We start from the raw sequence: 25,924 nt of genomic DNA, 5'->3' as shown, positions 1-25,924 counted from the left end.
ATCAGATCGGAAAAGACATCGTTATGAACGTTACCAAGACGACCCGGGCTGCCATTGTCCTCGCTATTGCCCTCACCCTTCCGCTCGCGGCGTGTAGCTCGGGTAAGAACGCCAAAACCGCTACCGGCGGTATCGATGGCGCGAAGGTCGCCTTCCTCATGCCGGACCAGGCATCGACCCGGTATGAGCAGCATGATGCGCCGGGCTTCAAGGCTGCGCTCAGCAAGTTGTGCGCGAGCTGTACGGCGCTCTACAACAACGCCAACGCTGACGCAGCCAAGCAGCAGCAGCAGTTCGACGCCGCCATCTCGCAGGGCGTCAAGGCCATCGTGATCGATCCGGTCGACTCCACCGCCGCGGCCTCGATGGTGTCACGTGCTCAGGCGAGGGGAATCAAGGTCGTTGCCTACGATCGGCCCATCCCGGACGCGAAGGTCGATTACTACGTTTCCTTCGATAACGAGGCCATCGGCAAGGCGATCGCCGAATCGCTCGTCAAGCACATGAAGGACACCGGCGTCCCGACCGACAAGGGGATCCTGGAGGTCAACGGCTCACCGACCGACGCGGCAGCAGGTTTGATCAAGAAGGGCATCCACGAAGGCCTCGCCAGCGGCGGGTATGCGACGCTCGCCGAGTACGACACCCCTGACTGGGAGCCGACCGCTGCTCAGCAGTGGGTCGCGGGCCAGGTCTCGCGGTTCGGGGGTCAGATCGGTGGGATCGTCGCGGCCAACGACGGGACGGCCGGTGGTGCCATTGCCGCGTTGAAGGCCGCGAACGTCAAGCCTATCCCGCCGGTTACCGGTAACGACGCGACCAACGCCGGGCTCCAGCTCGTGATCTCGGGGGACCAGTACAACACGATCTCCAAGCCGAGCGAGATAGTTGCTTCCGCGGCAGCTGAAGTCGTCGTCGATCTCGTCGAGGGCAAGCAGGTCGAGGCCGTCGGTGGCGGCAACCTCACAACCATCTTCACGGCCCCGACCATGCTCTTCGTGCCGAAGGTCGTCACACGGGACAACTTGAAGGCTGACATCGTCGACGCCAAGATCAACACCGCGGCGGAGCTGTGTACTGGTGCCTATGCCACCGGATGCACCGCACTGGGGATCTCCTGAAACCGCCTGCACGCCACCCTTGTACGCCATCGATAGAGTTCTTATGACAGCCACGGCAACATCGTCCACGACGCCGGTGCTCAGCCTTCGCAGTATCGGCAAGACTTTCGGCGCGGTCTCCGCGCTGACCGACATCGAAATGGAAGTCCACGCCGGCGAGGTGGTCGCCCTCGTCGGCGATAACGGGGCTGGTAAGTCCACCCTGGTCAAGGTCCTGTCCGGGGTCCATCAGCCCGACTCCGGTGAGCTCTTCTTCGACGGGAAGCCCGTCACAATTCCCTCGCCGAACGCGGCACTCGAACTCGGCATCGCTACCGTTTTCCAGGATCTCGCGCTCTGTGAGAATCTCGACGTCGTCGCCAACCTGTTCCTCGGTCGAGAGCTCGGTAGGACGCGGCTCAGCGAGGTCGAGATGGAGACCCGCTCCTGGGAGCTGCTCGGAGAGCTATCGGCTCGGATCCCGAGCGTTCGCGTCCCCATCGCGTCGCTGTCGGGTGGTCAGCGCCAAACCGTCGCTATCGCCCGGTCGCTGCTGGTCAACCCCCGGCTCATCATGCTCGACGAGCCGACTGCCGCGCTGGGGGTGGCGCAAACCGCGGAAGTCCTCAACCTGATCGAGCGGGTGCGCGCCAAGGGGCTCGGCGTCATCATGATCAGTCACAACATGGAGGACGTTCGGGCGGTCGCGGACAGGATCGTGGTGCTGCGGCTCGGCCGCAACAACGGAACCTTCGGTCCGGATGTGAGCAACCATGAGCTTGTCGCGGCAATCACGGGCGCCACGGACAACGTCGTCGCTCGTCGATCGGCCCGGCGAGCGGTCGAGGTCGACGCGGCTGTTGCGAACACCGCAGAGGAGCTGTCATGAGTCAGACGGAAACGTCCACGAAGTCCGAGGCGGCCGAGCGCACTGAACTCGACCGCCAGGACAGCCGAGTAACCGTCGGTGTGGGCAGCGTCGGCGGGATGATCACCGGATTCGGTCGCCGCGTGCGCTCCGGTGATCTGGGCCCGCTCCCCGTCCTCGTCGGTCTGGTCGGCATCGCCGTTGTTTTCCAGACCCTGAACCCGGTCTTCCTTACCTCGACGAACCTGGTCAATCTGTTGTACGACAGTGCGGCCGTCGGAATGATCTCCCTGGGCATCGTGCTGGTCCTGATTCTCGGGGAGATCGACCTGTCGGTGGGTTCCTTGAGTGGTCTCTCGGCGGCGTTCCTCGGGGTCCTGTGGGTCAACAAGGGCTGGCCCATGCCGGTGGCCGTCCTATCGGCTCTGCTCAGCGGTGCGTTGATCGGGCTGCTCTATTCACTGGTCTATACCCGATTCGGTATGCCGAGCTTCGTTGTGACTCTGGCCGGCCTGCTCGCCTTCCTCGGACTTCAGCTTCAGCTGCTCGGCAGCCACGGGTCGATCAACCTCCCGTACGGTTCGCAACTGGTGACCTTCGGCCAGCAGCAGTTCCTCCCACCCGCTGTGGCCTATGTAATCTGCGTCGTCGCTGCGGTCGGCGTGCTCATCGCGGGTCTGGCGAACATCCGAGAACGGGCACGGGCCAATCTATCCCGGCCGTCCGTGCAATCCCGGCTGATCAAGAGCGGTGCGCTCCTGGTCGTCTTCCTCGCCGCCACCTGGTATCTCAACCAGGACAATGGAGTGCCGTGGATGTTCATGGTCTTCGTCATCGCGGTCGTGGTGGCAAACTATGGCCTGACCCGGACCCGCTGGGGAAGGCATATGTTCGCGGTCGGCGGCGGCGTCGAGGCCGCGCGCCGGGCCGGTATCAACGTCAACCGGGTCTATACGTCTGCGTTCGTCCTCACCGGCACGCTCGCGGCGCTCGGAGGTATTTTCATGGCGGCCCGGCTGGCCTCGGCCAGTCAGAGTGCCGGCACCGGCGACGTCAATCTCAACGCCATCGCCGCAGCCGTCATCGGCGGTACAAGCCTGTTCGGTGGTCGAGGATCAGCGTATTCAGCCCTGCTGGGAATCCTCGTGATCCAATCCATCTCGAATGGATTGACATTGCTGAATCTGTCGTCGGCCCCGCGGTTCATGATCACCGGTGCTGTCCTTGCCCTGGCGGTACTCATCGATTCATTGGCGCGCCGATCCCGCGTCTCGCACGGACAGGCATGAGGAACATCCTCCGGAGATGTGAGTAGGGCCAATTGCGGCCCGACTTGCATGTCGCGCACACATCCCTCCGGCATGTGCGGAGTCACTCGGTGAAGGGGGACTCCTGGATGGCGGACAGCGTGTGCACGAGCGGTTTCGTCGCTCCGTACAGGCTGTCGTAGACGCCGAACAGGTCGTCGTAAAGTGCCCGGGTGCGGGGGTTCGGTTCGATGAGCTGACCGACGGTCGCCCAGTCGGTCTCCGGTGGAACCAGGCCGGTTCCGATCGCGGCGAGCAGTGCGTCGCCGTAGCTCGCGCCCACGGTTTGGGTCGGTACCACCTGGGGTCGGCCGACGACGTCGCTCACGATCTGAGTCCACAAGCCACCCTGCGTTCCACCGCCGACAGCCACGAGCCGTTCGATCGGGGTCTGCTCGCTGTCGAGAAACTCGATGATCTGCCGGATGCCGTAGGCGATGCCCTCGTATGCGGCACGGAAGAGGTGGCCCCGCCCGTGCCGCAGACTGAGTCCGGCGACGACGCCACGCGCTCTCGGGTCGAAGATCGGCGTGCGCTCACCAGCGAAGTACGGCAGGAGTACCAGGCCGTCGGATCCAGGCGGCACGGCCGCCGCCTCGGCGATGAGCTGTTCGAACGGCACGTCCCCGGTCAACTGCTGAACCCATGACGTGAGCGACCCCGAGGTCGACATTCCCGCGGCGAGCGTGAACTGCCCCGGCTCGATGCCAGAGGTTGTCCATAGCAGCGGGTGGGTTTGGAGGGTAGGAAGAACCTGGACGAAGAACATCGTCGAGCCGTACATCAGCATCACGTCCCCGGGGCGCCGCACCCCGGCGCTGAAAGCCTCACTCCAGGCGTCGACGGTACCCGCGCAGACGGGAGTTCCGGCGGGCAGACCCGTCTCCTGTGCGGCCGCTGACGTTATTGCGCCCACAACCTCATGTGGCCAAACGATCTGCGGCATCTCGAGATGCCCGACGATATCGCCGATCCAGTCCTGCGCCCAATCCTGCCCGCGCAGGTCGTACAGCGGGTCACTCTGGCTGGCCGTATGGTGGTCGAGCACGTAGGCCCCGGTCAGTTTTGCGACGGCATATGAGCTGGAGTTGTACCACCGGGTGGCCCGTCGCCACACGTCGGGCTCGTTCCGCGCCATCCACAGCATTTTCGGTCCCACTGCTTGCGTCGACAGAGCTTTACCGCAACGCTGCAGCACTTGGTCGGCACCGAGTCGGTCAGTGAGTTCAGTTATCTCGGCCGTAGCCCGCATGTCGATTCCGTAGAGAATCGCCGACCGGACCGGGCGCAAATCCTGGTCACACAGCAGCAGGCACGGACCGACGCCACTGACGCATATGCCGGCTAGACGATGCTCTGCGATATGGGGAACGAGTTCCCGGCATACCTCGACCAGATCGCCCCACCAGATGGTCTCTGCATCTACCTCTGCCCAGCCCGGCCGAGGAAGGCTCATGCCGTGTTTTCGGACCGCCGTCGCGAGGATCGTGCCGTCGCTGGTTGTCAGCACCCCCTTGGTGCTGCCCGTACCCATGTCGACACCAAGCAGCAGATCCGACAACCCAGTCACCCGCACTTCCACATCATTCCCGCGCGTTCGGCATCAGCGTAATAGAGTCGGGCGGCGGATACCGGACCGTTGCCGTCGTCCAGCTCTGTTTTGCTTTCGGTCCGTCGCGGCCGCCGCCACCTCGGGCAGCACCCCAACGGGGCAGCCCCCGAACGGCCGCACGGTCGAGCAGTTCGACGTTGCCATCGGGCACTGTGATGCCGATGGCCGATGACAGGCGGCGGATGCCGGCCGGCCAATCGTGGTCATCTCGATGATGCGCTTGACAGCCATCGTCGTGCGCGGTCGTATACAGAATTCTTGCGCCTGTGTGTTCGATCGATGGAGTTGCACCAGTGGGGCAACTCCTCTCGTGCGGCAAGCCATGTTTGGGGTATCCCAACGATCGGGGCCGGGCGGTTGCCGGTGTAGGCGGCGACGATTCCGCCGACGATGGCGCTGGTGGTGTCGATATCTCCGTCTGCGGCAATGCATGTGGTGATTGCGGCCGGGTAGTTGTCCAGATGTGTGGCTGCGACCCACATCGTGAACGGCACGGTGTTCTGCGCGGTGACCAGAGATCCGTTGCCGAGTTCGTTCGCGGCTTCGGCGGCGGGGGCTCCGAGTAGGGTGCGGGCGCGGCGGATCAGCCGGGTCGTGTCACCGTGGTCGAGGCGGTCCAGGATGCTGGTGATGAATTCGGTTGGTGTGGGCCGTGTCCCGTTGAGGCGGGCATGCGCGGCGTGGGCTGCGGCGAGTGCGACCGCGACGGCGCCGGTGATCCCTTCGGGATGTAGATGGGTCACCTGCGCCGACCGGACCGCTTCGGCGACAACCTTTTCCGGGTCGCCGGCGTAAAAGGCACCCAAGGGGGCAACCCGCATGGCCGCACCGTTGCCGCAGGAACCCTCGTCACCGAACGCGGCTGCGGCCGCCTTGCGCCAATGCACGCCATCGCGGACTCGCCCCAAGGTGCCGACCGTGGCGAAACCGTAGTCACGGGCCGGGTCGAAGCGTCGCGCAAAAGTGGTAGCAAGCCGATCCTGGTCGATCTCGCCGCGACTGGACAGCTCGGTAACCACGGAGCAGGCCATTTCGGTGTCGTCGGTCCACCCCCACGGTCCGGCAGGAAGATTGTCTGCCCGAAGATCTGCGATGGATCGGCGCATGATCGGGAACTGCTGCCCCAAAGCGTCCCCCACGGACAGTCCATCCAAAGAATCAAGCATCAACTCGACATGCATTGCGTCTGATGATAGCCAAGGGGAAGACGATCTACGCGCATGGCGAATGTGTGATCGAGGCAACCGTGTGGACAGTCGATTACCACGCAACTTGGGCGGCGTTGTGCGAGAAGCGAAATCCCTGAGCGCTCCGTCGGCACCGTTTCGGATTTCGGCCTCGGGTCCAGCGATGTGCGCGGGGAATTGCCTGCGACACAGCGCAACCACCTGCTTCGGCGGGTGCGCAAGGTTATGTTCTGGAGCTAGATCTGGCCGGGCCGCCGCGGCAGATGCAGAAGCTCGCGAGATCGACTGCTGGCTAACGTTTGTGCCTGATCGAACGCGTGGTCGCGGCATAGGACGTTCTGAGCCACAGCGGTCTCGGGCGGTGTGGTCGTCAGCGGGTTAGCTGGGGCGTTGATGGTCGTTCGCGGTGTCAGTGGGGGTGTCAGGTGTGTGTCAGGTCGGTGTCAGTCGGCCCGGCGACAGTGTGTACATCGAACAAAACGACCGGCACCGGCACGGTGCCACAACCGATTTCGAGGAGTACACGACATGTCTGTCACCATCACTCTGACCGACCAGGACAAGAGCACCCTGCGTACCGCCGCCTATGGTGCGGTGTCGCTGATGGCCGCCTCCGGTGCGCCGCACAAGGGCATCTCGCACGGCTCGATCGCCCTGACCTCGGCGACCGGGCTGGTCGGGCATGTGCTCGCCGCCAAGTCCAAAGACATTCACCTGCGAGGTAAGTCTGTCGCCGAACTCGCCGACCAGGTGCTGCCGGCCCTGACCGAGGCCATGCGCCTGCTCGGCGAGCAGCATCCGGGCGAGGCCGACAATTTCCGAGGTACCGTCCTGGTCGCCGTCGAAGCCGCCGTCGGGCCCCGCAAGGGTGAGTCCAGTCCCGCTGTGGCTGCGATGGCCCGCAAGATCACTGCGGCCCTCGACGCCGCCTGAGGGGTGCGGGCGGCGCAGTACAGCCGGTCGCGGGGTCCTCTGCGGACCCCGCAACTCGGCCACTGACCGTCGAACCTGGGGTGCGGCCGCGTGACCGTTGGAAAGCGACTTAGACGGCATCACTGCGCAGCCACTGCCCACGAAACTCAGCCGAGAGCCGCAGCAGCTAGGTCACTACTCGCCGGAGGCAATACGCCGAACACCAGTCATGGTTCGTGCTCGGCGGTGAGATCAGTCGGCGATATAGCGCGTCGCCCGATCCGGCAGGATCCCGGCCAGGACGAGTTCCTCGTAGATCCGCTGCTGCTCATCGTCGAGATTCGAGTACAGCATGTCGTATGCCAGATCTTCCTCGGCGAGCACCGCGGCCGGATCCCAGTCGTCACCGAGCGCCGCGACCACGGCGCTGCGCCGTCGTGCCTCGTCCAGTGTGAGGTCATAAGCAAAATTGTGGTCGGCCATTTGGGCATCTCCAACCAGGTTCTTTCCAAAAACGAATTGACGACGATGCCTAACCACGCCTGCGCTGGCAATGACCTGCATCACCTTCCGCGGTTGGACTTCGTCACATTTGATGGGCGTGCGCGGACTGGACCAGCATCCGCGCACAGCACGACGCGCTTCGCGGCTACCGTGTGTTCGGGTCGCTCTCCACTGCCTCGACTCGGAGCCGGAGCAGGCAGAATTCGTTCCCCTCCGGGTCGGCCAGTACGTGCCACGTTGCGGCGCCGGGCTGGCCTATATCGACCTTCCGCGCACCTGCCGCGAGCAGCCGTTCCAGTTCCGCTTCCTGATCGCGGTCGGTGGGGTTCACGTCGAGGTGTAGCCGCAGTTTGCCGCGCTTCGGCTCGGTGCTGCGACCGAACAACAATGTGGGCTGCGGCCCGCCGAAGCCGGTTCCGGGCGGGCCGATCTCCAGGTGGTCGTCGCCCTCCCAGCCGAGTTCGACGTAGCCGAGGACTTCGCACCAGAAGTCTGCCAGCCGTTGCGGGTCGGCACAGTCGATGACCAATTCGGTGATCCTGCAAGACATGCGCGCGACTCTACGCGTGCGGGACTGTTCCGAACGGAGGTTTTCCTAGCCCTCTGAGTGCGCGCTCATCGGCGTGCGGGTGCGTTGACTTGCTATGTGCCTGAGGCCATGTAGGCGGCGAGGATGTAGTCGGGGCGGCTGTCGAGGTTTGTGCGAGCGAGGCCGGCGCTTGTCAGCTTCCGCGTCGGCCCGCCGAAGGCGGCAACTCTCAGGATGACACTTCGTAGCAGGTGGCGATCGCGGCGGCGCGGTGGCGCAGGGCGGTGCGCAACCATTGCGGGGCAAGGGCTTCCGCGTTCGTGGCGAGTTGCCACAGTGCCCATTCGGCGTGTCTCGGATCTTGGAAGGTCACCTCCAGTCGCAGCCAGCCGTCTGTGTCGGCTTCTTCGGCACGGACGGTCAGCGCGGTCTCCACCAGTTCCTCCCGCTGTGCCGGGTTCACCCGTACCAGCACGGTGACTAGGTCGCCGCCGGTTCGAAACCGCGTGCTGCGTTCCAGCCAGGCGCGGTCCAGATCGACCCGGTCAGATCGCTGGGCGGATTCGGGAAGTTCCTCGGCGGCCAACACCCGGGACAGCCGGTAGGTGCGGTCCGCGCCGGACCTCGTGGCCAGTAAGTAGACCTGGTCGCGGACGGTGACCAGGCCGATCGGGTCCACGGTGCGCCACTTCGGGGTCTGGTCCACAGCCGCGTAATGGATGCGCAGCTTGTGTCCGGCGAACACCGCGCGCCGGACCTCGGTCACTACGGTGTCGGGCGCCTCTTCAGCGACCAGTCGGCGTGCGAGGAGGTCGGTCTCCGGGTCGATGAGCAGTCGCTGGGCCGCGCCGGCCGCGGTGGCCCGATGGCTTTCGGGTAGCGCGTCGACCACCTTGCGCATGGCCGAAGTGAGCGCCGAGCCGAGGCCGAATCCCTGTGCGCCGCGCCGTGATCCGGCGACCAGCAGGGCAAGTGCCTCGTCGTGGTTCAGTCCGGTGAGCTCGGTATGGAAACCGGGCAACAACGCGAAACCGCCGTGCCGGCCGCGTTCGGCGTAGACCGGGACGCCGGCTGCGGACAGCGCCTCGATGTCGCGCAGCACGGTGCGGGTGGATACCTCCAGCTCGCGGGACAGCGCGGTCGCGGACAGCCGACCGTGCTGGCGCAGCAGCAGCACCAGCGAGACCAACCGGTCGGCGCGCATAACGAAAACCTTTGCAGAAATACACGACACAGGATGTCGTGATTCGTTGGGAGCCTTATCAGTATGACCAATAAGAAAGTGGCCACTGAGCCGAACGACCTGGGCAGGTACTTCATCGAGCGCGCCAACGCGGGCGACGTCGACGGGCTGGTGGCGTTGTACGAGCCGAACGCCGTGCTGGCGTTTCCGCCGGGCAACCTCGCGACCGGACATGCGGAGATCCGCAAGGTGTACGAGCAGTTTGTCGCGGCCGCGCCGGTGCTCTCGCCGGGCAGGCAGCATCCAGCGATGGTGAGCGAAGACCTGGCACTCACAGCGTCCACGCTGACCACCGGCGAAGTGACCGTCGAGATCGCCCGTCGCCAGCCGGATGGGTCGTGGTTATGGGCCGTGGACCAGCCGGCACTCGTGCCGTAGCGGGGCGGCGGTGGGCCGTCGTGACCGTGTCCACCGCCGCACAGGGGCGCGCGTGCCGCGCCGCTTTCAGCGAGTGCCGAAGACTCGGGCTTGGCGTCCCGTCGTGTCACCGAGTTGGCCAGGTGCTGCGATGAGGCGCATCGTGACGATCGGCGTGTACGGCTTCACGGCCGGTGCCTTCATCGAGCAGCTCACCGGCGCGGGCGTGGGGTTGCTCCTCGATCTTCGCCAGCGCCGTGGCGTTCGAGGCCCCGACTACTCCTGGGCGAACTCGGCGCGGCTGCAGCTCGCGCTCGCCGCGGCGGACATCGGCTACCGGCACCTGAAGGAGCTGGCGCCGACGACCGAGCTGCGCCAGCTCCAGTACCGTGAGGACGACCGGCAGGGCGTGGGCAAGCGCAACCGCATCACGCTTGCGCCCGAGTACGCCGAGCGCTACACCCGTGAGATCCTCGACCCGTTCGACCTCGGCGCGCTCGTGGCCGACCTTCCGAGCGACTCGGCGACCGCCCTTTTCTGCGTCGAGCGCGATCCGGAGGCATGCCACCGCTCACTCGTGGCCGAGCGCGTGCGCACCGAGCACGGCCTGCCAGTCATCCACCTCCGCCCGTGCTGAGCCATGCCTATCACCGGCGGTGTTCGTGGAGTGGCTAATGGTCGCGCAAGAGGCGAGGAGGCCTCTGGAGGGAAACGGAGTGGTGTTGTGGTTCAACGCCGTGTTTTTTGCGGTCGGTGGGATTCGAGCCCAGGCGTCCGACTCGGCGACCGACCGCAGTCAGGGGGAACGGCGGTGTGTGTTCATTCGTCGCTGACGCGGATGATCGTCTTGCCGGGGCTGTGCCTCCCGGGATTGAAGGCGTGGGGTGCTTCGGCGAGAGGGTGGACGGCACCGACGGCCGGCTTGATGCGGCCGTCGCGCAGGCGCGTGGCGAGCTCGGTGAGTTGGGTCCGGTCGGGTTCGACGACGAAGAAGACGGCGCGTCCGTTGTCGGGCTGGATCGTAGGTGGCGTGGCGATGGTGACAAGTGTTCCGCCGGCGCGTACCAGGCTGGTCGAGCGATCCAGGATGTCTCCGCCGATCACGTCGAATACCACATCGACTTCGCCCACCTGTTCCAGCGGCTCGGTGTCCAGGGCCAGGAAGGTGTGCACGCCGAAGGTGAGCGCGCGGTCGCGGTCGCGGGCTCGGCCGGTGCCGATGACTCGGGCCCCGGCCTCGCGGGCGAGTTGCACCGCGATCGAGCCGACACCGCCGGCGGCGCCGTGGATCAGGACGGTCTGACCGCTGGTGACGCGGGCGTGGTCGAATAGACCCTGCCAGGCGGTCAATCCCGAGATCGGCAGCGCGGCGGCCACGATGTGGTCTATATCCGCGGGCAGGGGAGCGAGATTGCGGGCTTCCACCGCGGTGTATTCGGCGAGTGTGCCGTTGCGGGTCCAGTCGGTCAGACCGAAGACCCGCTGGCCGACGGTCAGACCCGTGGTGCCGTACCCCAGCTCGACGATCACTCCCGACAACTCGTGGCCAGGCACGCTCGGGGTCCGGTCCCGGCCGGCGCGGTCGGTCCAGGTGCTTGGCCAGTCCAGCTCGCCGGTGGTGAACCCCGCGGCGTGTACTTTCACGATCACGTCGTTCTCGGCGGCGTGGGGGTAAGGCAGGTCGTGCGTCAGGGTCATCCCGGCGACGCCGGCGTCACGATTCCCAACGATGATGGCTTGCATGCTTGCTCCTTCGTTGTCGTGCATTGCCGCTGGTTGTTTTCAGCCGTAGGGCATCGAGCATGAGGTCGAGTAGTCGCTCCGTTTGCTGGGAGGAACCGCCTGTTGTGGTGAGAAGAATTCCGAGGAGCATCACCGTGATGTCCTCCGGTTCGACATCGCCACGCAGTGAGCCGGTTTCGGCTCCGTGGGCCAGCATTGTGGCTATGGCAGCGGTGATGCGTTCCCGGGTTGCCGGTACCGCGATGCGGCCCGAGGCCCAACCGGCACGAAGCGTGTCGGCCATGCCGCGCTTGGTCGCGACGAAGGCGGCGTATTTCCCCATCCACGCACGCAGCGCCGCATCCGGGGGGTGCTGCTGCAGCAGGACCGCGACGCTGTCGGTGACATCGTCGAGTTCCGCGGCGTACACGGCTTCGGCCAGAGCTTCACGGGTCGGGAAATGGCGATACAGGGTGCCGATGCCGACACCGGCGTCGGCAGCGATGCCCTCCAATGTCGCGGTGTCGCCGGCATCGGCGAACGCGGCTCTGGCGACCTCGACGAGTTTGTTGCGATTGCGCTGTGCGTCGGCACGGGGGGCGCGAGCACCGCGGGGCTTGTTCTCGGGGGACGTCGGATCGACAGCACTCAATTCGGAGGCACCTCCGGTATAGTTGGTGAAGCGGAGCATCCTCCGCTTCACCTATCGTCTCATGTGGGAGAACCCATGACCGCGAAGATCACGTCCCTCACCAAGCTCGCTCCCTCGGGCGTGCCGCGCCCCGGCGGGGCCGGGACGCTGGGCGACCACACGGTGTCGCGCATCGGATACGGCGCGATGCAACTCGAACGCCTGCATGCCGACCGCGCCGCCGCGATCGCGCTGCTGCGCCGGGCGTGGGAACTCGGGGTCGACCACGTCGATACCGCCCAGTTCTACGGTGACGGCTTCGTCAACGGGCTCATCCGGGACGCATTCGGCCCCGAGGACGGCGTCGTGGTCGTCAGTAAGGTCGGCGCCGACCCCGCGCCGGGTGCCGACATCCCGCTGCGGCCGGCTCAGCGACCCGAGCAACTGCGGGCCAGCGTCGAGGACAATCTCGCCTCCCTCGGCCTCGATCGGATCCCGGTGGTGAACCTGCGCCGCCTCGACGCCGGGCCGGGCCTGCGGGCCTCCGGCGACCAAATCGTCGAACTCGACGATCAACTCGCGACCCTGATCACGCTGCGCGAGGAGGGCAAGATCGGCGCGATCGGGCTCAGCGGCATCACCCTCGACGGCCTGCGCCGGGCCCTTCCCGCAAGGATCGCGTGCGTCCAGAACGCCTACAGTCTCGTCTCCCGCGCCGACGAGGGCATGTTGGAACTCTGCGCGGCCGAACAGATCGCCTGGGTCCCGTTCTTCCCGCTCGGCAGCGCCTTCCCGACCATGCCGAAGGTCACCGACGATCCGGTCGTCGCCGCCGCGGCGCAATCCCTCGACTGCACCCCCGCCCAGGTCGGCCTCGCGTGGCTGCTGCACCACGCACCGAACATCATGCTTATCCCCGGCACCGCCCGCATCCGCCATCTCGAAGCCAATATCGCCGCCGCGACGATCGCCCTGCAAGACACCGTCATGGCCGCACTCGACGCGATCCCGTCGACCTCCGCCGATATTCCGCTCGGTTGAGCACACCTGTTGGGATGTAACCGGCCCGGCCGCACAGGTACTTCTACGGAGAACGCCCTATTGACAGTTCTATGAATCGGACGTCTTCATCTTGTCCAGTATTCGGGGTTGCCATTGGTAAAACCAACTGAATTTGTAGGACTCTCCACGGGGCGACGAGGTCGCGGCATAGGTGAATCGACGGTCGGTCGTGCTGAACGGAACTTTGTCGACGAGTTGCTCGAAGTGCGGGTCGATCGGGACTGGGAGCGTTGTCGGGTCCGGGGTTATCACAGGGAAACAGAGGCGCTCGATCCGAGGAGATTCCCAGCTGATGGTTGCGTATATATCGAATGCTTTCTCGGTGAGTGCGAGGAATTGATCGCTCGGATCCGGAAGTCCGGCTTCTCGGTGCAGCGCCACGATCGCGCGGGGTCCGAAGTAGTCGGCCGGCAGTCCGGGGAAATACACGTTCATCGTCTTGTCGTGGTAGTCGATGCCGAGCAAGCCGACTCTGTCCTCCAAGCCGTGACGTGCGAACATGCGGGCGTGGTCGGCGAGACTGGGCGGCATGGAGGGAAGCGCGGCAAGCTCCGATACCTTTTGCACGCCATCGGCAGGAAAGAACGGCCAGATTTTTTTGAAGCCGCCGGCTACGCCGATATCGATTCCGTAGCTGTCGATGGGGCACTGTTTCTGGACCTGGTCCAGCAGAGCGCCAATCGGATGCTCGGTCTCGGGAAGCAGTTTGTTGGAAAGGGCGATGTTGTAAGGGTCGACGTCTCTCGGCAACGTCAAGAAACGGTAGTCGAGGTCTCCCGAGCGGCGGGCGTCGGTGACCACTCTGAAAGAGATCACGGACTGCGTGAGCATCGTGCCGTATGCGGTCAGGGTGGGCCAGACAGTGTCTCGCGCGCAGGGGACGTTCACTAGCCGCGCGGATTTCTCAATGGCCGCATAGAGATCGTCCAGCTCGGATTCGGTTGTGGTGAACATGCGTCCTTCCAGAGAGGGGTGCTACGAACAACATCGCGGTCTCGCCAATCCCGGTCGACCAGACAGCAAGTCATGTCCGGCTGAGCGAATGGGGTACGCAGACAACACTTTACGCTGCGACGTAGTCGTTGGCTTTCAGTCGACGGTCTTGCAGCGTGGGAGTCGAATCTCCATGTCGTGCCGATAGATCGCGCCGATCGGGCGGCTGCCTCAGCGTGTCTGGAATGCCAACCCGGCGTTCCGGTAGCACCCGTTTCTATTGCTCCCGAAGCACGAAGATGCCACCTCATGGACTGTTTGCTCTCGGCCGGTGGGGATACGGGGCATCGCATTCCGCCGAGCGCGCCGGAATTACGTGAGCGAATATTCTGTGCTACAGCGCATCTCGCACGCTCACCGCGCCGTAAGCGGCAGGCGCGAATATGCCCGCCAAGAGACCCGAGCAGTCGGCCGGTCCGGCTACGCGGGCGCAGGCACCGCGTGTGACGCGAACTGCGATGTGCCCCTTCGATTGTGGGTATGGTTCGGTGATGTCCCGATCAGCTGAGAGTGGCGCTCCCCGGCCCCGGGTCACTGCCGAGGACCTCCACCTTGCCGTTCAGTTGGCCGTGGCGGCGCTTCGCGAGGCGCCTGCAGCGGCGTGGGACGGTAAGGCCGGTTCGCTCGAATGGGACTGCTGGGAGACCGTCGAGCATCTCAGCGACGATCTGTTCGCGTACGCCGTTCAACTGGCCCCCGCAACGCCGCCCTTGGAAAGCGAGGTGCCGTTTCTCTGGGAGAGTCGACGACCCGGCGGCCCAGCGAACGCAGTGCACGCGGATCGTGCGGCTGGACCCAACGGCCTGCTGCAAGTGCTGGAGGCGAGCGGGACGCTGCTGGTTTCTATGGTGCGCACGACGCCGCCGCAGACCCGCGCCTACCACGTCTTCGGTATCTCGGATCCCGAGGGCTTCGCGGCGATGGGAGTTGTAGAGACCCTGGTGCATACCCACGACCTTGCGCAGGGGCTCGGATTCGCCTGGCACCCACCCGCGGTTTTGTGCACGCGGGTGCTTGCCCGACTGTTTCCGGACGCACCGGAATCCACCGATCCGTGGACCACTCTGTTGTGGGCCACCGGACGCGCGGAACTACCCGCGCACCGTCGGCTCGCGACATGGCGTTGGGACGGGACACCCCGTGAGTGAGCAGTCAACTCGGACAACATCTTTGAATCGCCGGGTCTGCCTGCGCCGCTGCACATGTCGTGGAATCTGCCGACAGTACCCAGGTCGGCCGGGCCGGCACCTACAGCTGGCACGTCCTGGCCGGCCCAGAGGGCAACGAATTCTGCCTCCTGCACGCCCGGCTCCAGCCCCTCTGACCACGTGCGTCCTGGCGCCGATCTACTCACCAGGCTCGACCGCCACGAACTCGAACAGGACCAGCCGAGCGAGACGACCGCTCGAGCCCGCGCCGCTTGACCTCCAAGGGAATTACGGGCGCGATCACTTAGCTGTTGGGCGTGCGACTGGTGAAATCGAAGGAGCCGCCGTCGATGCCCCACGAGATGATCCGTTCGGGATGGATCCGAATGATCGAGCGTTCCTGGGGAGGGAACGGCGGCTCCTGGTCGTCGAGCGCCTCGGCCGTGCCGCGCACTTCGATGCCGCGAATAACGTACGGCTCCAACGAGACCTGTTGGTCGACGACGAACGACACCCGACTGCCCGCCTCGACGTTGCGGTACTTACGGCTGGCGTGCATGCGCACACCTGGCCGCCGGGGCCGACCACGTCACCCTGCTGCTCCCGATCGGCACCGAATTCGCTCCTGGCATCGACCATCTCGTCCACCTCGCTCCGGCCCTGACAGCCCTCGGCTGACGACCCGGCACGCCCACGGTCGAAATATCCAGCGTGGCCGCCCCGCTGGGACTCCGTAGCGCACCAGTACGAATGCACTTAGGTTGCCGGGCGGCCGAACCACCTAGCCAGATGGGTATTCAACTCCGACTGCGCGTCCCCGACCCATGCCACATGGCCGTCTGGACGAAGCAGCACGGCGGGAGCGTCGAATTCGGTACTGGTGTCGACGATGTGGTCGACGCGATCGTTCCATCGATCGACCGACAGTTGTCCGGTCTGGTCGAGCAGCATTCCGCGGCCGGCGTGCATCAGGTCGTAGAGGTTGCCGCGGGTCAATGTGATGTTCCGCAGCCGCCGGCCCAGTAGGTCATGGCCGTCGCCGAAGTCGTAGCGGACCGAGATCGCGGTGATCTTCTCGATCAGGTAGCGGGTGACATCGTCGAAGTCCATCAGCTCAGAGATCAAGCGCCGCACCGCTTGCGGCCCCGCTTCGGTGGAAATCAACTCCGCCTGTGCACGCGTGTTGTCCAGCACGTCGGCGGCCACCGGACGCCGCTCGGATTCGTAGCTGTCGAGCAGGTTGTGCGGTGCCCAGCCGTTGATCGCGGCGGCGAGCTTCCAGCCGAGGTTGAACGCGTCCTGGACGCCGAGGTTGAGACCCTGCCCTCCCATCGGCGGGTGGATGTGTGCGGCGTCGCCGGCGAGCAGCACCCGGCCGCGACGGTAATGCTCGGCCAAACGGGTGGCGTCACCGAAGCGCGATAGCCAACGCGGTGAGTGCACGCCGAAGTCGGTGCCGGCGATGACCCGCAGCTGTTGCTTGATGTCGTCGAGGGTGGGCGCGACGGTGCTACCGTCGGCGACATCGGCTGCGGGCACCACGACGCGGTGCGCGCCATTTCCGGATGGTCCGATTCCGAATCGCTTCTGCGTTTCGCGGATTTCGGTGACTTTGGCGGCGAGTTCGTCCGCCGGCATGGTCACCTCCATTTCGCCGATCAGCGTGTCGGCCGTCGACGGCTCGCCGGGGAAGCCGACATCGATCAGCTTGCGCACGGTGCTGCGCCCGCCGTCGCAGCCGACGAGGTAGCGTGCGTGAAGCGTTGTGCCGTCGGACAATTCGGCGGTGACGCCGTCGTCGTCTCGATGGACCGCGACGACGCGCTTGCCGCGCCGAATGTCCGCGCCGACTTCGGTGGCATGTTCGGCGAGAATCCGGTCGATGTCGGGCTGGGGGATGCCCAGCACGTAACCGTGTGCGGTGTCCAGGTAAGGGGGTGCGGGTTTGGCGATGCCCGCGAAGAATCCGCGGAGCGGATACTTTCGGCCGTGCGCGAGAAATCTGCCCAGCAGGCCGCGCTGCTCCATGATCTCGATCGTGCGCACGTGGATGCCGAGGGCACGAACGAACGGAGCCGGCTGCTCGTCCTTGTCCAGCACCACGACCTCGACGCCCTGTAGCCGGAGCTCACCGGCCAGCATCAATCCGGTTGGGCCGGCGCCGACAACGATGACATCACTCATCCGAACCCTCCTCCGGGCAAGGCGTGCGCCTGCTCGCAGCGGACGAGTCTGCAGCATCACCAGGGTCTTGCCGCAAGCCCCGGGGTACGCGATATGGTGAAAGTGGCGGGAGGCGGACGAGCCTGCCCGCCTCTGGCATAGAACCTGTCGAGCCCCCAGAGGCGGGCAGTGGTGGCCTCAGGAGGTCTTGGTGAGCGATCCGATGCTCAGCAGGTAGCCGGTCCCTTGCGCGTCGATGCCGTTCACGACGGCGAATTCATGATGGCCGTCGCTGGCGATCGACCAGAAATTCACTGTCTGGGAGCCACACTGCTGTGGCGTGGAAGCGAGTTCGGCAGTGTTGCCGTCGGCTGCCAACATCCACACACATCCGTCGTCGGTTCGGGCCTCGACCTGGCCGCGATCACCGGGAGTGAAGGTCACCGATCCCGTTTTCGGGGCTCGCTGCGGGTTCAGGAGATTGATCCCCCGCGCAGGATCGGCCGGGTCGAAGGTCCACGTCCCGATGAAGTGTTCGAGTGTTTCGTGGGGCTTCTCGATTCCGGCTCTGGTACGACTGGCGTTGTCGAGTACGAACGGATACTGGCCGCCATTGAAATCGCTTGTCGCATGGACAGTTTCCCTTTCCCGTCTGCCGCGGACGGTGACGTGCCAGGTGTCGACGTTGTAGCCGGAGCCGATCACCTTGTTGAAGCAGTACTGGTCCTTGGAGGTCAGGTCGAGACCGTCGGACCCGAGCGCGAAGTGCCAGGTGCAACCCTGATCGCTACGGCCGACCACACCGCCGGGCTCTCGTTCGAAGACGACCGTTCCGATCTGTGGGATCTTGTATTCCGAGGCCGGCAGCTGCATCACCGCTATGTTGGTTCCGCTGGAGAAGTCGGGCTGATCGTAATTCCAGGTGCCGAGATACTGATCGACATCGTGGTTGTCCGCATCCGCGGTCGCTGCCCCCGGCGAGAGGGCCAAAGCCGTACCGACGGCTGCCGCCATGGCGGCCAGCAGCCGAGTGAACGCGTGTGGACGGTGTGTCGTGATGAGTGTCATTGCCTCTCCTGGTTCCCGAATCGGATCCGCTGATGCGGATCGGTGTACGCGAGCAATAGGACGAGGCGGCGATCGGGAAAGTTACAACAGCTCCAGGGCGCCTGCGCGTAACTTTTATCGAGGTCATTTCGTCCTCGAGGTATGGAAATGACCCCGCACGACCGTGGCACCGCGTTCGATCAGGCCTGGCAGGGCAATCGGGCGTACCTGGTCGATCTGGCGTTCCGGATGCTGGGCGACATCGGTGACGCGGAAGACGTTGTGCAGGAAGCCTTCACGCGGCTCGGTAACATTGATATCGGCGTGCTGGCGGACGTGCGCGGATGGCTCACCGTCGTCACCAGCAGGATATGCCTGGACATGCTGCGGTCGGCGCGAGTCCGCCATGAATGGCCAGGCGACCCGATGCGGATGGAAGCACTCGACTCGCCTTACCGAGCCGCCGCGGCCGATCCGGCCGATCGGATCACTCTCGACGAGGACGTCCAATTTGCACTGCTGGTGGTGCTGCAGCGGTTACGCCCCGCCGAGCGGGTCGCATTCGTCCTGCACGATGTCTTCGCCATGCCGTTCGACACCATCGCCGAGACGCTCGGGCAACCGATCGGAACCTGCCGCCAACTGGCTCGTCGCGCGCGGCTCAAACTAGCCGGCACCCGGCCCGACACCGCCGCGCTCGCCCCCGAATACCGAACAGTCACAGCGAAATTCATCGATGCGTGCGCGAACGGCGACCTCACCACGTTGCTCACCGTTCTGCACCCCGAGGCGTGGGGCATCGCCACATTCCTCGGCGGCTCGATCGGTCCCCAGATCTCCCACGGACGGACCGAGGTCGGCCAGAATCTACTGACCTACTACACCAACCGGGCAGTCCTCGTGTCCCATTCGGTACTCGACCAGCCGGCCATCCTCGCCTTCATCGATCACCGCTTCTTCGCACTGCTCGTACTCACCGTCGAAGACGGCCTCGTCCGCAAGATCGAAGCGACGGTCAACCCCACCACCCGTCGATGAGGCGATACATCGGGGACTCGCGAGTACGGATATTCCTGCCGCCGCCGCGATTGAGTCTGTGGCGCTTGGTCTATGCCGCACGAAAGCCCCCGTCCAGCGGGGGGCTTTCGTCAAACCGTTGGAGACGGCCCTAGATTTTCGTCACCGGCTCGAGGTCGACCACTCCTTTCCCGCTCGGGATGTCGAGCGGCACCGAGACCTGATCGTGCGCGATCAACCAGGTGTCGTCGATTTTCCGCAGACCGTAGGTGACCCTGACCCACATACCGCTCGTCGCCGTCCCGTTTTTCAATGTGCCACTGAGGCGCACGAAGGCGTGCCCGAATGCCACCTCGTCGCCTACGGTGAACGTCAGGTCGCGAACCTCATAGGTCACATTCTCGAAGAACAGGAACACTTTCGCCCAGTTCTCGAGTTTCGCCGTTATCCCGACATGCTGGAGTGGCGGCTCGACATCGAAGGACACGACGTCGGTTGTGTACACCTGCTTCAGTGCCTCGAGGTCCTTGGCTCGCAGTCCTTCGACTACCTTGTCGATTTGCCGGCGAATCTCGGCTTCATCCAACTCGCGTTGCGTTTCGATTCGGTCAGCGTGTGACTGAAAGTCGTTCGGCGTCGTCATGATTGGCCCTACCTTCGGAGTTGATGTGCGGGGTATCGGTGGCGGGCCGCCGTAGCGGCGCCAGGGCGGTGCTCCAGGCGATGAGCTGATCCAGCAAGGTGTTCAGCGCTGTGGTGTGGCGCTCGCGCGGTGTGAAGGTGGTGTAGTTCTCGAAATCGGTGAGCACCGAGATCTCCACCGGACGGCTCACATCGGCCATGCCCAGCGTGCTGCAGACCACCCGCAGCTGCGCCACCGCGCGGGCGCCGCCGCTCACCCCGTAGGAGACGAATCCGACGGCCTTGTCGGTCCATTCCCCGCACAGGTGGTCGATGGCGTTTTTCAGCACCCCGGGAACCCCGCCGTTGTACTCCGGGGTCACCATCACGAAGCCGTCGAACGGGGCGATCCGCTCGGCCCAGGCGCGGGTGTGTTCGTGGACCGACGGGCCGAACATGGGCGCCACGGGCTCGTCCAGATGCGGTAGCGGGTGGTCGCGCAGGTCGATGAGTTCGAACTCGGCGTCGCCGCGCTGCGATGCCGTGTCCAGAACCCACTGGGCGACCTGCGGGCCGTTGCGGTTGGGTCGGGTACTGCCGAGGATGATGCCGATTTTGGTCATTTCCGGAACTCCTGCTTTGCTGAAAGTGTCACGGCCTTCCGACGACACAGCCGTCCGGAATGTCAGGTCGCCTGACAAATCGGGTCGCTGATTCGTCGATTTCGGTGAGGGACGCATCGACCGAAGGAGCCGAACACCATGACCGATCCGCAACTGAGCTCGGTGATCAGTGAACGCCGTCAGCTGATCAATCTCGCCTATCGGCTGCTCGGCTCGCTCGCTGAGGCCGAGGATGTGGTGCAGGAGACCTATGTGCGCTGGTACGCGCTGTCGGAGCGGCAGCGCCGCGATGTGGCGGTGCCCGGTGCTTGGTTGACGACTGTCGCCGGCCGGATCTGTCTCGATCTGCTCGGCTCGGCGCGAGCCAGGCGGGAACGGTATGTGGGCGAATGGATTCCGGAGCCGATTCCCGGCCATTCGGAATGGTTCGGTGGTCCCGCCCCCGCCGATCCGGCCGACCGCGTCACCCTCGACGAGTCGATCAGTATGGCCTTCCTCGTCGTGCTCGATTCCATGACACCGGCCGAGCGGGTGGCGTTCGTCCTGCACGATGTCTTTCGCTACTCCTTCGCCGAGGTCGCCGATGTCGTTGGGCGCACTCCCGCGGCCTGCCGCCAGCTCGCCTCCAGCGCCCGCCGCCGCATCGACACCTCGCGGGGCTCGGCGAGCCCCCAGCGCTCCGAGGTGGTCAGGGACTTCAAACGGGCCTGGGAGACGAGTGATATCGAGGCCCTGATCGGTTTGCTCGATCCGACCGCGACCGCGACCGCCGACAGCGGTGGCCTGGCCCCGGCCTTCCGCCATCCGATCATCGGCGGCGAGCAGATTGCGCGCGCCTGGATCGAAATCGCCGCCCGAGGCCCCGAGGTAATGCTGCTCGAGCGCACGGTAAACGGCCAACCCGGGCTGGTGGCGCAGCTCGCCGACACCATCGTGTCGGTCTACGCCTTCGACATCGTCGACGGCCGGATCACTCGCATCTGGGCGATTCGGAATCCGGAGAAACTGCGGTCCTGGACAGTCGGCTGAACCGCTGGAATGCTCCAACGCTGAGGACAGCGATCATGGCGCTAGATATAGAGCGGCTGCCTCCTCGACCGTAGTCCGGCTCCTGTACCAGCCCAAGCAATCCGAGCGCCGCGTTGCCGCCACCGAATGTACGTTGCGCGTGCGTACGCCGCCCATATCTAGGACCCGGCGAAGAACACCAATCCCGTTACGAGCACTGTGCGGTGACCGAAGCGATCACCCAATGCGCCTGCGGTGAAGATCAAGCTGGCGAAGGCCAGCGTGTAAGAGCCTGTGGCCCACTGAAGTTCGGCCGGGCCGGCGTCCAGTCCACGTACCGGGTCTGCGAGTGTCTCGAAGTTAGTACTCAGGACGGTGTTGTCCAGCCAGATCAACAGCGTTGGCGGACGTGGTAATGAACACCTTCGAATGCGGTCGGTGAGAATTGACCGTTGGACCGTAGTCAATCGTCACACCCCTTTCAGTTTCCGACTTTTTGTCCAACCTATTGCGGCTGAACGGATTTCATGGCCTGCTGTGGGTGTCCGGTAATTCCTGAACTTGTTGTTCGACCACTTGCCATTGCAGGGATTTTATGGCCTATGCGGGTTTCCGACATCGCGAGTTGCGGGGCGAGCCGGTTTCTGGGCTGGTATACATCCGGAGCTGCGGCGTCGGGTTCGATACTTCAGCTGGTAGAAGGGTTCTCGGCAGTCGATCGACCACATGCAGCGCTTCAGCGATACCGGGCGGGCGGAACTCTGGAAACGTGAACAAGGCAGCCATTGGCATGGATTCATGCAGCCTCATGTGATCAAACGCCACCATTCATGGCCTGTAATCGGCATTACCGAGCGTGCGCACCGTCATTCATCTGTTCGGTCGCCGCAGCTTTTCGATCCACCAACGGCTGCCAATAGGTTCGCGCGCGACACAGGTTTTTATTTCGATGTGGACACGATATCGAGAACTGTCACTTGAGCTCTCCGCGTCCAGCACAGACTCGAACGGCTCCAAAGATCCAGTGATCACCTTTCATGCTTGGGCGCCTGTATAGGTTTGCTGACTCGAAAGGAACTGTGATATGAGCGTTCTGGGCACCCCACTCAAGAAGATCGTCGCTACCAGCGCGATCATCGGCGGGGCCGGCATGGCATATGTTGGCCAAGCTTCCGCCGCTACCGATCAGGAATGGGACAGCCTCGCCGCGTGTGAGTCCGGCGGTAATTGGAGTATCAACACTGGCAACGGGTTTCAGGGCGGCCTGCAGTTCGCGCCGGGCACATGGGCTGCATATGGCGGTGCCGCGTATGGGCAGACTGCCGATAAGGCCACCCGTGAGCAGCAGATCGCCGTCGCCGAGCGAGTGCTCGCCGTTCAGGGCTGGGGCCCTTGGGCAGGATGTTCGGCAGCGCTCGGCCTTCGGTGAGACAGTAGGGCTCTGCAGCCCGAGATGGCCTCGGCGCGTTGCGCTTCGGACGTCCCGCGCTCGCCGGTTCGGTCGGCGCGGAATGCGGCACGAGGGGATGTTGCGTGCTGACTGCCGCGGCCGGTCTGCCGGTCAGTTCCGCTTCAGGGTGCCGACACTCAGCGATCCGCTCGCAGCGGTCCGCAGCTTCTTCTCTGCCTCGCGGACGTAGCTGACGGGATCCTTGTCCACGGGCTGGACGCCGGCGTAGTTGCGCGCCTCGTAAGCGGCGAACGCGACAGCCAGCTGATGGCGGCGCGCCAGCCCGGCCAAGCGGCGAAAGTCGGTGAGGCCCTCGCGTTCTTCCTCGGCCATGTGATCGCTGTTGGCCGAGTTCGCTGCCGCGACGGCCGCATACCAGCCATCGGTGCCGACCTGATGACGCGCCACTTCGGCGATCGCGTCCCTGATCTGGTTGTGGTCGTGGATGGCGTCGAGTGTCTCGTCCTCCACCCCGCCCGCGCGCCGGGCCGTGATGCCCGCCTGCAGCAGCGCGGGGTAGAAGATCTCCTCCTCCGCCTGCGCGTGCAGCTCGAGGAAGGCGGCCAGCCTGTCCCAGATCGCGGAAAGCACCCCGGTCTCCGCACGATCAATCTGTTCCAGGATTGCGAACAGCCGCCGCTGCTCATGGTGGTCATCCAGGATCAACTCGGTAATGTCCATAATTCCTCCCTGATACCGCACTTCAGGTCAGCATTGAACGCCAGGGCAGACTGCCCCTGCGGGCATATCCCTTAGGGAGCCGACGATAACGCAACCCCGAGACGCCCCGCTGCCAACGCACCAGCCGCCCACGTCCGCTTCACCGGCCAGGGGATCGAGCGCCAGACGAGTGCAGTCGACGGGTCGGCCACCAATGCGATGGTGGTGTCGCCCGTGCGCTTGACATTGTCACTGTGTGAAGGCCTTCACTGGCTGTCGGAGGTGGTACCCATTAATTCGACACACACGAATCCACAGGACATGCGACTGCTCGACGCATTGGCGGCTGGGAACTCGTCGACGCGACTCGAGGCGGCTCTGGCGATCGGCACGCATCCCGAGCCCGGTTTCGTAGACGCGCTGGTAGGACGGTGCGCGATCGAGCCGGACTTCTTTGTGCGCGACATGCTCACGTGGGCGCTGACCCGTCTCCCGTCGGAGATCACGGTTCCGAAACTCCGCGCGGAACTCCGTTCCGAACGCGCACAAGCCCGCAGCCAAGCGCTGCACACGCTGTCCAAGATCGGGGACAGGGACACATGGCCTGCGATCACGCGGTCATTGCTGCACGACGCCGACGACGAGGTCGCGCGGAGTGCGTGGCGCGCTGCTGTCGTTCTCGTGCCCGACGAGGAGAAGCAAGCGCTGGCCGCGGAGCTGGCCACGCAATTCGGCCGCGGTGACCGGGAGGTACGACTGAGTCTGAGCCGTGCCCTCGTCGCACTCGGCGACGCGGTCGAGCCGGTCCTCCGGAAGGCGATGGCAAGTCACGACCCGACGGTGCGTGCGCACGCGAGCGCTACGGAGCGGCTTCTGCGTGACCCGGATGCCGGATTCGATCTCGCCGTCGGTGAGGCGAGACGGGTGGTCGCGCTCGGTCCAGAACGGGAGGAGACAACTGCGTGCTGATCGGCGAGGTGGCGCGCCGCTCGGGAGTGAGCGCCCGGATGCTCAGGCACTACGACTCCCTCGGGCTGGTACGGCCGACCGGGCGCACCGTGGGTGGCTACCGGGAATACTCTCTCGAAGACCTCCGGCGCATCTTCCATGTGGAGGGGCTGCGGTCCCTGGGACTGTCACTGAGCCAGATCGGACGCGCGCTCGACGGTCCCGGATTCACTCCGTCCGGACTGGTCGGCGACCTCATCCGAACAGCCGAAGAACGACTGAACCGGGAGCGAGAACTCCTCGAGCGGCTGCGTACGGTCGATGCAGCCGAGCCCTCCGACTGGCAGGACGTCTTGCGCCTCGTCGAGCTCCTGCACGGACTCGGTTCGCAAAGTGCCACCCGGCGGCAGCAAGCCGTCCTGGCCTCGGCCGAGGATGTGTCGGTGCCCGCCGAGCTGCTGGCCGAGGCGGTTCTCACCGAATCGGATCCGAACGTTGCCGGGGCCCTGCGGTGGGCCCTCACACGGGCCGGCGGTGACGGTGTGGCGAGCGTGGCAACCGGCATGGTCTCGGAGGATGTGGACGTCCGGCGGCGCGCGGTCCTGGCGCTCGCCGAGCTACCGGGCGGTGAGGCGACCGCAGTGCTCACGGACGCGCTCGGGGACGCGGACGCGACGGTCCGTAGACATGCTGCTCTCGCATTGGGTGCGCGGGGCGTGACCCGGGCCGTGCCGGAACTTGTCGGCACGGTGGTCGAGGGTCCGAGCGACGTCGAGGCGGCCGAGCTCTTGGGAACGTTGGCGCGGGACGCGGAGTGGGCAGGCCGGATCATGAGAGCGCTGGTCGACGAGTTCACCGCCCACACAGCGGACTCGGCGGTGCGGATACGGCTGACCCAGGCTCTCGCCGAGATGCCGGGAACGATCGCGCTGGAAACCCTGCAGCAACTAGCCCACGACGATGATCGAGCCGTGGCCCTCATCGCCTCGGCTCTGGTGGAAACGCTCGAAAAGCGGGACGACGAGCTCGGGCAGCCCTAGAGACGTTCGCTCATCAGCATTTCCGTGCGTTCTTTGCCAGCCGGCCGGTGAGCGCTCCTTCCGCCGATCCGAGCTCGCTCCCGAGGCCGACCTGGCCTCCTGACACGGCGGGTGACGGCGGGTAGTCAGTAGTCGAGCTCGCGCTTGCCGCGTAACAGGGACAACGCCCGCG

The 25,924-nt window shown here is 65.2% G+C and carries 27 protein-coding genes and 1 pseudogene; 13 read left to right on the top strand and 15 right to left on the bottom strand.

Annotated features, from left to right (window positions below):
- Nucleotides 1–158 precede the first annotated feature (158 nt).
- Genes ACIBJI_RS35890 through ACIBJI_RS35880 form a run of 3 tightly spaced genes read left to right on the top strand, consistent with a single transcriptional unit; the run spans nt 159 to nt 3,257 of the window.
- Entirely contained in the window at nt 159–1,121 is a 963-nt protein-coding gene (locus ACIBJI_RS35890; RefSeq protein ID WP_397087754.1) for a substrate-binding domain-containing protein, read from the top strand.
- A gap of 43 nt (nt 1,122–1,164) precedes the next feature.
- On the top strand, nt 1,165–1,989 hold the full coding sequence (locus tag ACIBJI_RS35885) for an ATP-binding cassette domain-containing protein (protein WP_364357896.1): 825 nt from the start codon (nt 1,165–1,167) through the stop codon (nt 1,987–1,989).
- Complete coding sequence (locus ACIBJI_RS35880) at nt 1,986–3,257, top strand: sugar ABC transporter permease (protein WP_397087752.1); 1,272 nt, start codon at nt 1,986–1,988, stop codon at nt 3,255–3,257. Before ACIBJI_RS35885 ends, ACIBJI_RS35880 begins: the two co-directional genes overlap by 4 nt.
- An 82-nt stretch (nt 3,258–3,339) precedes the next feature.
- Here ACIBJI_RS35880 and ACIBJI_RS35875 read toward each other — a convergent pair whose 3' ends face one another.
- Nucleotides 3,340–4,845 carry an FGGY-family carbohydrate kinase gene (locus tag ACIBJI_RS35875; RefSeq protein ID WP_364357902.1) on the bottom strand — a complete coding sequence of 502 codons (1,506 nt, stop codon included), beginning with the start codon at nt 4,843–4,845 and terminating at the stop codon, nt 3,340–3,342.
- Nucleotides 4,846–5,090: 245 nt separating this feature from the next.
- Entirely contained in the window at nt 5,091–6,026 is a 936-nt protein-coding gene (locus tag ACIBJI_RS35870) for an ADP-ribosylglycohydrolase family protein (RefSeq protein WP_397087750.1), read from the bottom strand.
- Nucleotides 6,027–6,602: 576 nt separating this feature from the next.
- Between ACIBJI_RS35870 and ACIBJI_RS35865 the strand changes: the two genes are divergently transcribed.
- The gene (locus ACIBJI_RS35865; protein WP_396956256.1) at nt 6,603–7,007 is read left to right on the top strand and encodes a hypothetical protein; all 405 of its coding nucleotides are present in this window, start codon (nt 6,603–6,605) and stop codon (nt 7,005–7,007) included.
- A gap of 231 nt (nt 7,008–7,238) precedes the next feature.
- Here ACIBJI_RS35865 and ACIBJI_RS35860 read toward each other — a convergent pair whose 3' ends face one another.
- The 3 genes from ACIBJI_RS35860 to ACIBJI_RS35850 form a co-directional block, all read right to left on the bottom strand.
- The gene (locus ACIBJI_RS35860; protein ID WP_396956254.1) at nt 7,239–7,469 is read right to left on the bottom strand and encodes a DUF6400 family protein; all 231 of its coding nucleotides are present in this window, start codon (nt 7,467–7,469) and stop codon (nt 7,239–7,241) included.
- A 166-nt stretch (nt 7,470–7,635) separates the two neighbouring features.
- A complete protein-coding gene (locus tag ACIBJI_RS35855) occupies nt 7,636–8,040 on the bottom strand; it encodes a VOC family protein (protein ID WP_397087748.1) in 405 nt (134 codons plus the stop codon).
- A gap of 208 nt (nt 8,041–8,248) precedes the next feature.
- A complete protein-coding gene (locus ACIBJI_RS35850; protein WP_397087746.1) occupies nt 8,249–9,223 on the bottom strand; it encodes a helix-turn-helix transcriptional regulator in 975 nt (324 codons plus the stop codon).
- Between the two features lie 63 nt (nt 9,224–9,286).
- Here ACIBJI_RS35850 and ACIBJI_RS35845 point away from each other — a divergent pair, with 63 nt between their 5' ends.
- Together ACIBJI_RS35845 and ACIBJI_RS35840 are read left to right on the top strand one after the other, a co-directional pair.
- Entirely contained in the window at nt 9,287–9,640 is a 354-nt protein-coding gene (locus ACIBJI_RS35845) for a YybH family protein (protein WP_397087744.1), read from the top strand.
- A 130-nt stretch (nt 9,641–9,770) separates the two neighbouring features.
- Nucleotides 9,771–10,256 carry a DUF488 domain-containing protein gene (locus ACIBJI_RS35840; RefSeq protein ID WP_364341986.1) on the top strand — a complete coding sequence of 162 codons (486 nt, stop codon included), beginning with the start codon at nt 9,771–9,773 and terminating at the stop codon, nt 10,254–10,256.
- A 182-nt stretch (nt 10,257–10,438) separates the two neighbouring features.
- Here the strand turns inward: ACIBJI_RS35840 and ACIBJI_RS35835 are convergent, their stop codons facing one another.
- Nucleotides 10,439–11,362 (bottom strand): NADP-dependent oxidoreductase, encoded by a 924-nt coding sequence (locus ACIBJI_RS35835; protein WP_397087742.1) that lies wholly within the window; start codon nt 11,360–11,362, stop codon nt 10,439–10,441.
- Nucleotides 11,334–11,993 (bottom strand): TetR/AcrR family transcriptional regulator, encoded by a 660-nt coding sequence (locus ACIBJI_RS35830; protein ID WP_364341984.1) that lies wholly within the window; start codon nt 11,991–11,993, stop codon nt 11,334–11,336. The genes ACIBJI_RS35835 and ACIBJI_RS35830 overlap by 29 nt, the downstream gene beginning before the upstream one ends.
- 75 nt (nt 11,994–12,068) lie before the next feature.
- Between ACIBJI_RS35830 and ACIBJI_RS35825 the strand changes: the two genes are divergently transcribed.
- Nucleotides 12,069–13,013, top strand: coding sequence for an aldo/keto reductase (locus ACIBJI_RS35825; RefSeq protein WP_364341982.1), 945 nt, complete (start codon nt 12,069–12,071; stop codon nt 13,011–13,013).
- 69 nt (nt 13,014–13,082) lie between these two features.
- On the opposite strand, the gene ACIBJI_RS35820 is transcribed toward ACIBJI_RS35825, so the two are convergent.
- Nucleotides 13,083–13,988, bottom strand: a complete 906-nt coding sequence (locus ACIBJI_RS35820; protein ID WP_364341980.1) for an aromatic prenyltransferase — start codon at nt 13,986–13,988, stop codon at nt 13,083–13,085.
- Nucleotides 13,989–14,518: 530 nt separating this feature from the next.
- On the opposite strand from ACIBJI_RS35820, the gene ACIBJI_RS35815 reads away from it, so the two are divergent.
- Nucleotides 14,519–15,175: a hypothetical protein gene (locus tag ACIBJI_RS35815; RefSeq protein ID WP_364341978.1), complete on the top strand. Its 657-nt coding sequence runs from the start codon at nt 14,519–14,521 to the stop codon at nt 15,173–15,175.
- A gap of 304 nt (nt 15,176–15,479) precedes the next feature.
- Here the strand turns inward: ACIBJI_RS35815 and ACIBJI_RS35810 are convergent, their stop codons facing one another.
- The 3 genes from ACIBJI_RS35810 to ACIBJI_RS35800 form a co-directional block, all read right to left on the bottom strand.
- Complete coding sequence (locus ACIBJI_RS35810) at nt 15,480–15,734, bottom strand: hypothetical protein (RefSeq protein ID WP_364341976.1); 255 nt, start codon at nt 15,732–15,734, stop codon at nt 15,480–15,482.
- Nucleotides 15,735–15,931: 197 nt separating this feature from the next.
- Nucleotides 15,932–17,359, bottom strand: coding sequence for a rifampin monooxygenase (gene rox, locus ACIBJI_RS35805; protein ID WP_364341974.1), 1,428 nt, complete (start codon nt 17,357–17,359; stop codon nt 15,932–15,934).
- 177 nt (nt 17,360–17,536) lie between these two features.
- Nucleotides 17,537–18,406: a hypothetical protein gene (locus ACIBJI_RS35800; protein ID WP_364341972.1), complete on the bottom strand. Its 870-nt coding sequence runs from the start codon at nt 18,404–18,406 to the stop codon at nt 17,537–17,539.
- A gap of 147 nt (nt 18,407–18,553) precedes the next feature.
- Here ACIBJI_RS35800 and sigI point away from each other — a divergent pair, with 147 nt between their 5' ends.
- Nucleotides 18,554–19,423, top strand: coding sequence for an RNA polymerase sigma factor SigI (gene sigI, locus ACIBJI_RS35795; RefSeq protein ID WP_364341970.1), 870 nt, complete (start codon nt 18,554–18,556; stop codon nt 19,421–19,423).
- Nucleotides 19,424–19,553: 130 nt separating this feature from the next.
- On the opposite strand, the gene ACIBJI_RS35790 is transcribed toward sigI, so the two are convergent.
- Together ACIBJI_RS35790 and ACIBJI_RS35785 are read right to left on the bottom strand one after the other, a co-directional pair.
- Entirely contained in the window at nt 19,554–20,045 is a 492-nt protein-coding gene (locus ACIBJI_RS35790; RefSeq protein WP_396956241.1) for a YybH family protein, read from the bottom strand.
- Nucleotides 20,011–20,646 (bottom strand): NAD(P)H-dependent oxidoreductase, encoded by a 636-nt coding sequence (locus ACIBJI_RS35785; protein ID WP_364341967.1) that lies wholly within the window; start codon nt 20,644–20,646, stop codon nt 20,011–20,013. The genes ACIBJI_RS35790 and ACIBJI_RS35785 overlap by 35 nt, the downstream gene beginning before the upstream one ends.
- Before the next feature lie 138 nt (nt 20,647–20,784).
- On the opposite strand from ACIBJI_RS35785, the gene sigJ reads away from it, so the two are divergent.
- The gene (gene sigJ / locus ACIBJI_RS35780; protein WP_364341965.1) at nt 20,785–21,675 is read left to right on the top strand and encodes an RNA polymerase sigma factor SigJ; all 891 of its coding nucleotides are present in this window, start codon (nt 20,785–20,787) and stop codon (nt 21,673–21,675) included.
- Nucleotides 21,676–21,833: 158 nt separating this feature from the next.
- On the opposite strand, the gene ACIBJI_RS35775 is transcribed toward sigJ, so the two are convergent.
- Entirely contained in the window at nt 21,834–22,049 is a 216-nt protein-coding gene (locus ACIBJI_RS35775; RefSeq protein WP_364341963.1) for an MFS transporter, read from the bottom strand.
- A 689-nt stretch (nt 22,050–22,738) separates the two neighbouring features.
- On the opposite strand from ACIBJI_RS35775, the pseudogene ACIBJI_RS35770 reads away from it, so the two are divergent.
- Nucleotides 22,739–23,077, top strand: a pseudogene (locus ACIBJI_RS35770) (transglycosylase family protein); the annotation flags it as partial.
- A 138-nt stretch (nt 23,078–23,215) separates the two neighbouring features.
- On the opposite strand, the gene ACIBJI_RS35765 reads toward ACIBJI_RS35770, so the two are convergent.
- Nucleotides 23,216–23,785, bottom strand: coding sequence for a hemerythrin domain-containing protein (locus ACIBJI_RS35765; protein WP_364341961.1), 570 nt, complete (start codon nt 23,783–23,785; stop codon nt 23,216–23,218).
- Nucleotides 23,786–24,085: 300 nt separating this feature from the next.
- Here ACIBJI_RS35765 and ACIBJI_RS35760 point away from each other — a divergent pair, with 300 nt between their 5' ends.
- Both ACIBJI_RS35760 and ACIBJI_RS35755 read left to right on the top strand, forming a co-directional pair.
- Nucleotides 24,086–24,733: a HEAT repeat domain-containing protein gene (locus tag ACIBJI_RS35760; protein WP_364341959.1), complete on the top strand. Its 648-nt coding sequence runs from the start codon at nt 24,086–24,088 to the stop codon at nt 24,731–24,733.
- A complete protein-coding gene (locus ACIBJI_RS35755) occupies nt 24,727–25,752 on the top strand; it encodes a MerR family transcriptional regulator (protein ID WP_364341957.1) in 1,026 nt (341 codons plus the stop codon). The genes ACIBJI_RS35760 and ACIBJI_RS35755 overlap by 7 nt, the downstream gene beginning before the upstream one ends.
- Nucleotides 25,753–25,924: the final 172 nt, after the last annotated feature.

It is taken from the genome of Nocardia sp. NPDC050408, assembly GCF_044458905.1.
Classification (GTDB): Bacteria; Actinomycetota; Actinomycetes; order Mycobacteriales; family Mycobacteriaceae; genus Nocardia.
Note: the sequence above shows the minus strand (reverse complement) of the source record. Positions and strands in the feature narration are given on the sequence as shown.

What these genes read in the sequence shown, in the direction of transcription:
- ACIBJI_RS35885 (WP_364357896.1), top strand. Translation starts at nt 1,165, where the DNA reads ATGACAGCCACGGCAACATCGTCCACGACGCCGGTGCTCAGCCTTCGC.
- ACIBJI_RS35825 (WP_364341982.1), top strand. Translation starts at nt 12,069, where the DNA reads ATGACCGCGAAGATCACGTCCCTCACCAAGCTCGCTCCCTCGGGCGTG.
- ACIBJI_RS35790 (WP_396956241.1), bottom strand. Translation starts at nt 20,045, where the DNA reads ATGACGACGCCGAACGACTTTCAGTCACACGCTGACCGAATCGAAACG.
- ACIBJI_RS35845 (WP_397087744.1), top strand. Translation starts at nt 9,287, where the DNA reads ATGACCAATAAGAAAGTGGCCACTGAGCCGAACGACCTGGGCAGGTAC.
- sigJ (WP_364341965.1), top strand. Translation starts at nt 20,785, where the DNA reads ATGACCGATCCGCAACTGAGCTCGGTGATCAGTGAACGCCGTCAGCTG.
- ACIBJI_RS35855 (WP_397087748.1), bottom strand. Translation starts at nt 8,040, where the DNA reads ATGTCTTGCAGGATCACCGAATTGGTCATCGACTGTGCCGACCCGCAA.
- ACIBJI_RS35765 (WP_364341961.1), bottom strand. Translation starts at nt 23,785, where the DNA reads ATGGACATTACCGAGTTGATCCTGGATGACCACCATGAGCAGCGGCGG.
- ACIBJI_RS35890 (WP_397087754.1), top strand. Translation starts at nt 159, where the DNA reads ATGCCGGACCAGGCATCGACCCGGTATGAGCAGCATGATGCGCCGGGC.
- ACIBJI_RS35800 (WP_364341972.1), bottom strand. Translation starts at nt 18,406, where the DNA reads ATGACACTCATCACGACACACCGTCCACACGCGTTCACTCGGCTGCTG.
- ACIBJI_RS35850 (WP_397087746.1), bottom strand. Translation starts at nt 9,223, where the DNA reads ATGCGCGCCGACCGGTTGGTCTCGCTGGTGCTGCTGCTGCGCCAGCAC.
- ACIBJI_RS35810 (WP_364341976.1), bottom strand. Translation starts at nt 15,734, where the DNA reads ATGCACGCCAGCCGTAAGTACCGCAACGTCGAGGCGGGCAGTCGGGTG.
- ACIBJI_RS35820 (WP_364341980.1), bottom strand. Translation starts at nt 13,988, where the DNA reads ATGTTCACCACAACCGAATCCGAGCTGGACGATCTCTATGCGGCCATT.
- ACIBJI_RS35865 (WP_396956256.1), top strand. Translation starts at nt 6,603, where the DNA reads ATGTCTGTCACCATCACTCTGACCGACCAGGACAAGAGCACCCTGCGT.
- ACIBJI_RS35760 (WP_364341959.1), top strand. Translation starts at nt 24,086, where the DNA reads ATGCGACTGCTCGACGCATTGGCGGCTGGGAACTCGTCGACGCGACTC.
- sigI (WP_364341970.1), top strand. Translation starts at nt 18,554, where the DNA reads ATGACCCCGCACGACCGTGGCACCGCGTTCGATCAGGCCTGGCAGGGC.
- ACIBJI_RS35860 (WP_396956254.1), bottom strand. Translation starts at nt 7,469, where the DNA reads ATGGCCGACCACAATTTTGCTTATGACCTCACACTGGACGAGGCACGA.
- ACIBJI_RS35815 (WP_364341978.1), top strand. Translation starts at nt 14,519, where the DNA reads ATGTCCCGATCAGCTGAGAGTGGCGCTCCCCGGCCCCGGGTCACTGCC.
- ACIBJI_RS35880 (WP_397087752.1), top strand. Translation starts at nt 1,986, where the DNA reads ATGAGTCAGACGGAAACGTCCACGAAGTCCGAGGCGGCCGAGCGCACT.
- rox (WP_364341974.1), bottom strand. Translation starts at nt 17,359, where the DNA reads ATGAGTGATGTCATCGTTGTCGGCGCCGGCCCAACCGGATTGATGCTG.
- ACIBJI_RS35785 (WP_364341967.1), bottom strand. Translation starts at nt 20,646, where the DNA reads ATGACCAAAATCGGCATCATCCTCGGCAGTACCCGACCCAACCGCAAC.
- ACIBJI_RS35840 (WP_364341986.1), top strand. Translation starts at nt 9,771, where the DNA reads ATGAGGCGCATCGTGACGATCGGCGTGTACGGCTTCACGGCCGGTGCC.
- ACIBJI_RS35835 (WP_397087742.1), bottom strand. Translation starts at nt 11,362, where the DNA reads ATGCAAGCCATCATCGTTGGGAATCGTGACGCCGGCGTCGCCGGGATG.